The sequence below is a fragment of the Reyranella sp. genome (assembly GCF_036558665.1).
GTDB lineage: Bacteria > Pseudomonadota > Alphaproteobacteria > Reyranellales > Reyranellaceae > Reyranella.
The window spans coordinates 1-9808 of the sequence record NZ_DATBFE010000059.1; the positions used below are offsets into that span (position 1 = coordinate 1).

The following is a 9808-nucleotide window of genomic DNA, read 5'->3' on the forward strand; positions in this document are numbered from 1 at the left end:
GTGCGATTGCCGCCCGGACCTGACGCGGCCCGGCCTCCCAGAACAGGCGCCCCAGGCCCGGCATCCGGTCGGCCTCGGCGACGATGGCGCGGTAGAGCCGGACGCTGTCCGGACTGGCGACGCCGGTCACGAACGCCACCAGCAGTTCGCGAAGCCGCTGTCCGGCCGGCAGCGACCTTGTTGGCGGTCGAACGACCTCCGGCGCACACATCGCCTCGACCAGCGCCTCGACCAGCGCCTCCTTCGATCGGAAGTGGCGATAGATGGTCTGCTTGCCGACGCCGGCTTCGGCGGCGACCGCGTCCATCGAACCCAGCGCGAACCCCTCGCGCAGGAACACGGCGCGCGCGCCTTCGAGAATCGCCGCGCGCTTGGCGGGATCGAGAACGCGTCCGGGGCGCGGCGAGGCAGAGGGGGTCATCAGCGGTCCTTGACGAGACTGATCAGTCTCGCTATGTAGCATATACGAGACCGATCAGTCTCGTTTAGAGCAGGAGACGTTGATGTCAACCGATCCTCTGAGGCTCGGCTACCTCTTCGCCGAGATCGTGTCCGGTCACGACGTGTCGCGCTTCGATGAGATCGTCGCGCCCGGCTATTTGAACCACAACGCCTTCGCCGAACCCGGTCCTGAAGGCGTCAAGAAGGTCTTCGGCGCGATCATCGCGGGCGTACCCGACCTGAAGGTGTCCGCCGAAGACGTCTTCGTGTCGGCGGATGGTTCGCGCCTGGTGGGCCGCTACCGCTACGAGGGGACGCACACGGGCAACTTCCTCGGATATCCCGCGACAGGCAACGCTTTCGCCATGCGCTCGATCGATATCTGGCGCGTGGAGGACGGACGCTTCATCGAGCATTGGGACGAGCTCAACACCCTCGACATCTTCACCCAGATCGGCGCCTTGGCGCCCCTTGGCCAGCCGCAAGCGCATGGCGGACACCAGTAATCAGCAACGTGAGGATCATCACATGCCAGCAGGCAAGCTCTTCGCGATCGGGCTTCCGATCGCACTCGGCGTCGTGATGATCGGGGCTGGCGCCGTCAACTTCGTCGGCTCTCAATCAGTCCGCGACTCCTTTGTGCGTTGGGGCTATCCGGCCGGTTTTCATCGGGCGACAGGCGGGCTCGAGGCGATAGCGGGATTGCTTTTGCTGGTCCCGGCTACGTCGCGGGCCGGCGCGATTGGCAGCGTCGTGATCCTGGTGGCCGCGGTGATCACGCTGATCCGTTGTCGCGAGTGGCGCCATCTGCCAGGCGCTGTCGTTCTGACTGCGGCGGCGGTCGTGGCGGTGGCGATCCGTGGTTGGGATCCGGCGACCGGTTGAGTGTTGCAGCTCGGCGCCGCGAATCTACCCGCTGTGGCCAGACAGAAAGGCCGAAGAGGAGGGGCCGGCGCACAGCGGTGAATATACCTTCTCGGCAACCCGCACGCCTAGCAGCCAAGAAAGGTGGCAAAGCCCGCCACCGGCTCGCGGGCCGTTCGGACGGCATTGATCGGCTGGGTCCAGTCGGGATATCCAAGCGACATGCCGCAATAGACGACCTCGTTACTCGGTAGACCGAAATGCACCCGCAGACTCTCTCGAACCTTGGCCCAGGCTTCCTGGGCGCAAGTGCCTAATCCCAGTTCCGTCGCGACAAGAACGACGGACTGAATGAACATGCCAAGATGGGCCCACTGGCTGTGACCGAAATCGCGAGGGATCACAAAGAACAGCCCGACCGGTGCGCCCCAGAACTCATAGTTGCGCGCTACGTAGTCAGCGAGAGCCGCCTTGTCACCCGGCTCGACGCCCATTGCAGCGTAACGCTGATGCGCAGCCAGGCTGCGTCGCTCGCGAAACGGCGAACGGACGCACTCGGGGTAGACCGGATAGTCGCCGTCTTCACCGCTCGGATTGCGTATCAGTGCGCGGCGGGCGACCTCGCAAACCTCGATTCGAGCGGCTCCTGCAACTACTATCACCCTCCAAGGCTGCATGTTGCCGCCTGACGGGGACCAGCGCGCGGCATCGAGGATCTCTCGCACCGTCTCGATGGGCACCTCTCTTTCCGTATATCCACGGATCGATGCGCGGGAACGAAGGGTTTGTGCCACGCTCATACCGCCCTCGCAGTCCCGCCGAGCGCAGACCCCTGGAGGTGCAGAAGCTTCTCGGGATTGCGCACGACATAAATGGCCGCGATCTTGGCATCTTCGATGGCGAGCGCGGTCGATTGAAGCTCACCATCGCCTTCCTTCGTGACGAGGCCGGGCAATCCGTTGACAAAGCCAACTTGCATGAGAGTCGAGCCGTGCTCTGCGTAGTGCATGGCCAAACCTTTGTGGAGCTTGATCACATGGATGGCGCCGTGGACGGGCTGGCTGGGCGCACGGCGCCTTCCCCCTCCATCGACATAGATAGAGACATCGTCCGCAAGCATCGCACGTAGCGCCGCCAGATCGCCCCTTCGGGAGGCCGTGAAGAAAGCCTGGGCCAACTCCAGGGCACGGTCTTTATCAACGCGAAAGCGCGGTCGCGATTGACGCACATGCAGGCGCGCTCGGGTGGCAAGTTGACGACAGGCCGCTGGTTCGCGTTTGATGATTTCGCCAATCTCCTCGAAGCTGACGCCGAAGACGTCGTGTAGCAGGAAGGCGGCACGTTCCAGCGGCGAAAGCCGATCCAGCGCCATCATAAGGGGCAATGTGATATCGTCGATGTCCTCGGCCGGAGCCTCGACCATTGGTTCGGGCAACCAGGGACCGATATACATGTCGCGTCGGCGCCGCGCGGATTTCAGATGGTTGATGCATAGCCGCGTGACAATCTGACGGAGAAACGCCTCGGGTTGCCGGACGGTGGTCCGGTCGGTCGCCATCCACCGCAAGAAGGTCTCTTGAACGATGTCTTCCGCGTCGGCGACCGATCCCAGCATCCTATATGCGATGCGAATCAAGGTGGGACGCAGCGGGTCAAACGCTTCAGCGGGTCCTTGCATCTGTCATCTCTCAATCGACCAAGTTCCGCCGCTTTTCACTTCGAGATGGCGGCGTCGCTCCGGCGGGCCTACGGCACGGCCACCCGTTCGAGCGCTGTGCCATATATGACAAGGTGGAGAGCGGCTTTGTGACATGGCGCCCGGATGATTTTGAGATTCAGGGATCGTGAAATGCAAACCGTCTTGCGGATCCCGAGATCCCAACTCTGTCTATCGCATACGCAGATCCCGATTTTCGGAGATTGTGACCGCCACAAAATCCATCACGGCGCGCACCGCAGGGGTCCGGCGCAGGTCTCGGTGAACCAGCAGCCAGATGTTGCGCGTGAACGGCAGAATGTCTTCTCCGATCCGGACGAGATCGCGATCCTTGTTCCCGATGAAGCAGGGCAAGCCGGCTACACCTACGCCCGCCCGCACGGCGATCAGGTGCTCGCTGATGTGGTTCAGTTCGCAGGCCACCGGGCGGTCGCCGGCAATGCCGAGCAGCCATCGTTGTTGCGGCATGTCGGCGAAGTTCTGATCGAAGGCGATGAACTGCCACCGTTCCGGCGCAGCCAGATGGGGATAGGATCGGTGCGCATAGAGACCGAAGGCCATTGCTCCGACCTTCCGCGTCATACTCCGCGCTTCCTGTGGGCGGACGAGCCGCACGGCAACATCGGCTTCGCGTCGGCTTAGCGATACCTGCTGTCCCTGGGCGGAAAGCGAAAGCCGGATATCCGGATACTCGGCCCGGAAGCGGGCAAGATGCTCGACAAGAAGATGCGTCACCAGCACGGGCGGTGCGTTGAGCGTCACTCGACCGACCAGCGGCGCATGGGCGGCCGTTGCCGAACGCGCGATGCCGTGCGCGCCAGCTTCCATTTCCATGGCCCGCTCCAACACCTGCCTGCCCACTGTCGTCAGGCGGCAGGATCGCGGCAAGCGATCGACGAGCCGGACATCAAGCTCGGCCTCGAGCGCGGCGAGCCGACGGCTGACCGTCGAGTGATCGACTTTCAGATTGCGGGCGGCGCCCGAAAGTGTGCCGCTCTGCGCTACGGCGAGGAAATGCCGGATGTCTTCCCAATCGAACATCTGTGCACAATCTCAAGGATCGCTCGCATATATACGGAATTTCCACAGAGAGGGCTCGGGCGTATTTCCGACGCGGGGCGATGCGAAGGAGAACAGAACGCCATGCCGGGAAAACGCTTTGGAGTCGCTATCGTCGGCGTGGAGCCGGGCAGGAGCTGGGCCGCGCGCGCCCATATTCCCGCGCTGCGCGCTCTGCCTGGGACCTTCGAAATCGTCGGCGTCGCCAACACGAGCAAAGCCAGCGCCGAAGCAGCCGCCGCCGCGACCGGGCTTCCGAGAGCATTCGCCGACCTCGCCGAGCTGATCGCGGCACCAGAGGTCGACATCGTCACCGTCGCAGTGAAGGTGCCGGCTCATCTCGAGATCGTGAAGGCGGCGATCGGCGCGGGCAAACACGTCTATTGCGAATGGCCGCTTGGTAATGGTCTGGCCGAAGCCGAGGAAATGGCCGCGCTCGCGCAAGCAAAGGGAGTCGTCGGCGTTGTCGGGACGCAGGCGCGTGTCGCTCCGGAGATCGAATATTTGAGATATCTGATCGAGGGCGGCTTCGTCGGCGAGGTGCTATCGACCACACTGGTTGCGCGCGGCGGCGCCTTGCAGGGAGGCGGCGCCATTCCCGACAAGAAAACCTGGGCCTATTTGCTGGACCGTTCGAATGGCGCCACCCTGCTGACGATCCCTGTGGGCCACACTCTGGCAGCTCTCAAAGATCTGTTCGGTGACGTCGCGGAAGTTTCTTCGGTGTTGGCTGTCCGACGACAGACGGCGCTTATGGCCAATACAGGGGAAGCGTTGCCCGTAACGGCCCCAGACCAGGTGCTGGTCAGCGGTGCGTTCGCTTCCGGCGTGCCAGTTTCCATCCATTATCGCGGCGGTGCGGCGCGAGACGGCGACGGTCTGTTCTGGGAGATCGATGGCACGGAAGGCGACATCCGGGTGTCGGGTCGATCCGGCCACACGCAGATGGTGCAACTCTCCATCGAAGGCGCGCGCGGAGAAGAGAAAACATTTCGACCATTAGAGGTCCCCGCATCATACCGTGCGGGCTGGCCGGAGGACGCGGAGTCGGGGAACGTCGCCCGCCTCTACGCCAGAGTGGCCCGGGACTTGCGCGAGGGGACGCGCACAGCGCCAAGCTTCGACGACGCGGTCGCGGTACATCGGATCATCGCGGCGATCGAGAAGGCAGCCGAAAGCGGAAGCCGCGTCGCATCAACCTGATTCCGCACTTCTGGGCGGCACGGACGGACGCCGATGATCATCCGCGCTTTCGTTGCTGACGGCAGGTGGCGTAGCGCGGCTCACGCGCGGGCGAAGCGATGTCCGGCTCATGATGAGCGAGGATGGCGGCCACATCGTGCCGGCGGAGCGCGTCTGCCCAGGTTTCGAGTAGGGCCTTGACCTGGAATTCCTCTGTGTTGCGCAAGAGGGGCCGAGACCCCATGTTCTCTCACTGGTTGATTTCGGGCTCGACGAGCTTCGCCAGGTTTTCCAACGATTGTTGCCAGCCGAGGTAACAGGCCTCGACGGGGATGGCGTCCGGAATGCCTTCCTGGACGACGTTCATCTCGGTGCCGACCAGGACCTTCTTCAGCGACACCGTGACATGGATCTCGCCCGGCAGGTTGGCATCGTCGAACCTGTCCGTGTAGCGCAGGCGTTCATTGGGCACGAGCTCGAGGTATTCGCCGCCAAAGGAGTGGCTGTGGCCCGTGGTGAAATTGCGGAACGACATTTTGAAGGTGCCGCCGACTCGCGCATCCAGATGATGGACAGTGCTCGCAAAGCCGTTCGGTGGCAGCCATTTCGCCATTGCGTCGGCCTCGAGGAAGGCGCGGTAGACTTTCTCGGGCGCCGTGGCGAGGATTCGATGAAGGCGGACCGTGTTGGGCATCGTTATGTCTCCTGCTTTGCGGTACTGGCGAGCCGGTCCCCAATCGCGGAGATGCCGGTTCCTCGTCAATAGGATAGTCGCCGGTCTGGACTGACCCGAAGCCCTTGGCGGGATCGTTGCGTATTCCCGGCGCCAGGTTTCTCGCTCGCGTGAGCGCGACGCGGGCGGGTCCATCGTGTTTCTGTGGTCACGATAGACGCCGACGACGTCGTCGACATTCTGAACTGTCGCGCGTCAAATGGTAGAGCCCAGTTTTCAGCGCGGGCGATGCTCCGTTCCCACGCCCGCCGTGATGAACAGAGCCGTGGCGCGGCCGGTGACATCCGCCGTGTGCCAGACGCCGCGCGGGTTGATGGCATAGTCGCCCGCGCGCAGCGTGATCTTCTGCGGCCCGTCGGGCAATTCCTGGATCAGTGTGATCTCGCCTGCGGTGCAGATCACCGCCTCGTCGCCCGCCGGATGCCTCTCCCAGCTCGTCCAGCTCTCGCTGAAGCCGTAGAGCGAGACGAGCCGTCCTTCGCTGCCGTCGGCGGCGTTGCGTTCGACGTAGGGCGCATACCAGTCCATGCCGGTGAATTCGGGCTGCGGCACGGCCTTGGCGCCGAGGCCGAGATGGAGCGGGAAGCGCTCCAGCGACAATTGCTTCGTCATACCGTGACCTCCGCAACAGGGACCTGTCGATATGGGTCGGCACCCTCGGCCTTCAGGAAGTCGGTGATCCGGTCCGGGAAGGGCTGGATGCCGTTCTTCTGCAGCAGGAGCGCGACCTGGCCGCGATGGCCTGCCGCATGCATCGCGACGTGTAATAGCATTTCGCCGCGCGTCATGCGCGCGGGTTCGCCGTTGGCGAAGGAAAAGGCGATCGTTTCATCCACCTTTTCTGCCGTTAGGGAGTCGGCATAGTCGGCATACCAGTCCGCGGTCGCGCGGGCCTTGCCCGCCAGGGCATCGAGGGACGGAAGCTCGGCCGAGCGTGGCGCCTGATAGCCATGGGGCCGCGCCTCGAGGTTATGGCGGAAGATCTCGTCGACGACTTGGATGTGGTCGAGCAGCCGCTGAATCAGAAGCCGATCGTCTGCGGGAATGCGTTCGAGAGTGTCGGCAACGACCGCATTCAGGCCGTTGGTGGCCCAACGCTTGTAGCGGACCAGGGTGCGATAGGGGAGGGTGGACATCGCGGGGTCTTTCATCGTTGAAGTCGAGAGATCTTGTATGCTGCAATTTGTGAGCGATCGCTCACATTGTCTACTCGCATTGGCCGATCGCGGAAAACCTGCGTCGCGGGGCGATCCCAGGCGGCGGTCGCGGGGCCTTCGGCGCAACTGCTCGCGTTCTGGACATAATGCGAGCGATCACTCATGTTGTCGGCTTGCACATGGGGAGCACCAGGCATGGCGCGAAGGCCGCTCACGATGCCCAGGAAGGCGGCCTCCCAGGAGCGGTCGCGCGCGACGGTCGATGCCCTGATCGAGGCGACGGCACGTCTCCTGGTCAGGGAAGGTTTCGACAAGGCGAGCACCAACAGGATCGCTCAGGAAGCGGGCGTGAGCGTCGGCTCCCTCTATCAATATTACCCCAGCAAGGAGGCGCTCGTTGCCGCCGTCATCGATCGCCACAACCAGGAGCTGATGGAGGTCGTCCGGGCCGCCTTGGCTGAGGTCGCCGCGCTGCCGGTCGAGAAGGCGGTGCGCAAGCTTGTCGCCGTGGCGATCGACGCCCATCGCATCGCCCCCAAGCTGCATCGCGTCCTTGCCGAGCAGATCCCGCGCACCGGGCGGCTCGAGAAAGTGGCAACCTTCAATCGCGAATACTATGCCCTCTTCAAGGCTTATCTCGAGGATCACAGGGGTGAGCTTCGCGCCGTCGACCTGGAGCTTGCGGCATTCGTGTGCGTGACCTCGATAGAGGCGCTGACGCATACGGCGGTCTTGCATCGCGCCGAAATCCTGGCGGACGACGCCACTGGAACGCTCATCGACGAGGCCACGCGCCTCTTGATCCGATACCTGAAATGATCATCGGTCGCTCACCTGGAGCCCGTAGAGTGGTGGGCCGCCGTCATCGCATTGTCCTTCGAGGTGCAAAGTGTCGCAGCAGCGCGAATCCCGAGTCTTCGATGAAGCGCGAAAAGCCCCGTTTCAACAGCGCGCCTTGGCCCGACGGCACGATCGACTCGAGGTCCGATCGGAAACAACTCTTTAGGTGCGCGCCGGGAAGGGCGATATTCAAAGCGTGGGGGAAGCTTCCGTTTCGCATTGAGCAGAGTATCCCATGCAACCCCGGATCGACACCAATCTCGGTATCAAAGGCGAACCCGATGCCTGGGTCCATTCGGCCTGCATCCTGTGCTCCAACGGCTGCGGCGTTGACATCGCCGTGAAGGACGGCCGGATCGTCGGCGTCCGCGGAACCGCCGATCACCCGGTCAATTTCGGTCACCTTGGTCCGAAAGGCGAGCACGGTTGGGTGGCCAACAACTCGAAGCGCCGCGGCACCACCCCGCTGATCCGGCGGACGAAAGGAGCTTCGCTGCAGCCGGTGAGCTGGGCGGAAGCGATGGATTTCTTCACCGAACGATTCAAGGCCGCGTGGCAGCAGGGGCACGAGAACCTGGCCTGCTACAATTCCGGACAGCTCACGATCGAAGAGTTCTACACGCTCGGCAAGCTTTGGCGGGGTGGGCTGCAATCATCCAACATCGACGGCAACACCCGCTTGTGCACGGCGACCTCCGCCACCGGCCTCATGGCCAATTTCGGCGTGGACGGTCCTGTCGCCTCCTATGTCGATGTGGATCAGGCCGATCTGCTGTGCCTCTACGGCCATAACGTCGCCGAGGCGCAGACCGTCTTGTGGGAGCGCATGCTGGCGGCGAAGGCGAAGAACGGCGGGCGCATCATCGTCGCCGATCCGCGCCGGACACCGACCGTGCGACAGGGCGCCGACCTGCACCTCCAGCTGCGTGCCGGCACGAACGTCGCGCTCATGAATGGCATCATTCGCCTGCTGATCGCACGTGGCCAGGCGAATCGTGACTTCATCGCGCGGTACACGGTCGGGTTCGACGAGCTCGATGCGGTGACCCGCGAGTATCCGCCCGAGCGGGTCGCCGAAATCTGCGGCATTTCCCAACGCGAGCTCGAAACGGCGGCCGAGTGGATTGGCACCACGCCGCGCATGGTGTCGACCGTGCTTCAGGGTTTCTACCAGAGCGTCGAGGCGACCGCGTCGTCCTCGCTGGTGAACACGGTGCATTTGCTCACCGGAGCGATCGGCAAACCCGGCGCGGGTCCCTTGCTGATGGCGGGCCAGCCGGCGGCAATGTGCAACCGCGAGGCGGGCGCAGGCGGCTCCTACCCCGGCTACCGCAATCCCCACAGCGAAGAACAGATGCGCGACCTGTGCGAGTGCTGGAACCTCGACTTCGGCAAATTTCATCCTGAGGTGCCGAAAGACATCCTGCTCATGATGGAGGCCGCCGAGCGCGGCGAGATCGAGTTCATGTGGGTGGTCGGAACAAACCCGCTCGTGAGCCTGCCCGATCAGAACCGCAGCGAGCGGATATTGCGGCGGCTCTTCCTGGTGGTGCAGGACCCCTTCCTGGATGCGGAGACGGTGGACCTGGCGGACATCTATTTCCCGGCGGCGATGTGGGGCGAGAAGACGGGCTGCGTCACCAACGCCGACCGCAGCGTCAACCTCCTGCTGAAAGCCGTCGATCCACCGGGACACGCGCGAAGCGACTTCGATATTTTCGTGGAGGTCGCCAACCGGCTGGGATTCAAGGACCGCGATGAGGCGCCGCTGATCCCTTTCAGGGAGCCCAGGGAGGCGTTCGAGGAATGGCGCAA

12 protein-coding genes are annotated in these 9808 nt (G+C 63.7%); 5 read left to right on the forward strand and 7 right to left on the reverse strand.

The window, feature by feature from the left end; translation table 11 throughout:
- Positions 1–421: TetR/AcrR family transcriptional regulator (locus VH499_RS08675; RefSeq protein WP_332052313.1), on the reverse strand; the 421-nt coding region annotated here is incomplete at its 3' end.
- A gap of 82 nt (positions 422–503) precedes the next feature.
- On the opposite strand from VH499_RS08675, the gene VH499_RS08680 reads away from it, so the two are divergent.
- Together VH499_RS08680 and VH499_RS08685 are read left to right on the forward strand one after the other, a co-directional pair.
- Positions 504–947: an ester cyclase gene (locus tag VH499_RS08680; protein ID WP_332052314.1), complete on the forward strand. Its 444-nt coding sequence runs from the start codon at positions 504–506 to the stop codon at positions 945–947.
- The gene (locus tag VH499_RS08685) at positions 913–1326 is read left to right on the forward strand and encodes a DoxX family protein (protein ID WP_332052315.1); all 414 of its coding nucleotides are present in this window, start codon (positions 913–915) and stop codon (positions 1324–1326) included. Before VH499_RS08680 ends, VH499_RS08685 begins: the two co-directional genes overlap by 35 nt.
- Positions 1327–1433: 107 nt before the next feature.
- Here VH499_RS08685 and VH499_RS08690 read toward each other — a convergent pair whose 3' ends face one another.
- The 3 genes from VH499_RS08690 to VH499_RS08700 all read right to left on the reverse strand — a co-directional run bounded on the left by VH499_RS08690 (position 1434) and on the right by VH499_RS08700 (position 4063).
- Positions 1434–2105, reverse strand: coding sequence for a nitroreductase (locus VH499_RS08690; protein ID WP_332052316.1), 672 nt, complete (start codon positions 2103–2105; stop codon positions 1434–1436).
- Positions 2102–2983 (reverse strand): sigma-70 family RNA polymerase sigma factor, encoded by an 882-nt coding sequence (locus VH499_RS08695; RefSeq protein ID WP_332052317.1) that lies wholly within the window; start codon positions 2981–2983, stop codon positions 2102–2104. The genes VH499_RS08690 and VH499_RS08695 overlap by 4 nt, the downstream gene beginning before the upstream one ends.
- Positions 2984–3193: 210 nt before the next feature.
- Entirely contained in the window at positions 3194–4063 is an 870-nt protein-coding gene (locus VH499_RS08700) for a LysR family transcriptional regulator (protein ID WP_332052318.1), read from the reverse strand.
- A gap of 102 nt (positions 4064–4165) precedes the next feature.
- On the opposite strand from VH499_RS08700, the gene VH499_RS08705 reads away from it, so the two are divergent.
- Positions 4166–5284 (forward strand): Gfo/Idh/MocA family oxidoreductase, encoded by a 1119-nt coding sequence (locus VH499_RS08705; RefSeq protein ID WP_332052319.1) that lies wholly within the window; start codon positions 4166–4168, stop codon positions 5282–5284.
- A gap of 229 nt (positions 5285–5513) precedes the next feature.
- Here the strand turns inward: VH499_RS08705 and VH499_RS08710 are convergent, their stop codons facing one another.
- From VH499_RS08710 to VH499_RS08720, 3 genes are all read right to left on the reverse strand, one after another.
- Positions 5514–5957 (reverse strand): SRPBCC family protein, encoded by a 444-nt coding sequence (locus VH499_RS08710; RefSeq protein WP_332052320.1) that lies wholly within the window; start codon positions 5955–5957, stop codon positions 5514–5516.
- Between the two features lie 255 nt (positions 5958–6212).
- Positions 6213–6608 (reverse strand): cupin domain-containing protein, encoded by a 396-nt coding sequence (locus VH499_RS08715; RefSeq protein ID WP_332052321.1) that lies wholly within the window; start codon positions 6606–6608, stop codon positions 6213–6215.
- Entirely contained in the window at positions 6605–7132 is a 528-nt protein-coding gene (locus tag VH499_RS08720; protein WP_332052322.1) for a DinB family protein, read from the reverse strand. Before VH499_RS08720 ends, VH499_RS08715 begins: the two co-directional genes overlap by 4 nt.
- Positions 7133–7348: 216 nt before the next feature.
- Between VH499_RS08720 and VH499_RS08725 the strand changes: the two genes are divergently transcribed.
- Positions 7349–7972 carry a TetR/AcrR family transcriptional regulator gene (locus tag VH499_RS08725; protein WP_332052323.1) on the forward strand — a complete coding sequence of 208 codons (624 nt, stop codon included), beginning with the start codon at positions 7349–7351 and terminating at the stop codon, positions 7970–7972.
- 256 nt (positions 7973–8228) lie between these two features.
- Positions 8229–9808, forward strand: a 1580-nt coding sequence (locus VH499_RS08730) for a molybdopterin-dependent oxidoreductase (protein WP_332052324.1), incomplete at its 3' end; no start/stop codon positions are given.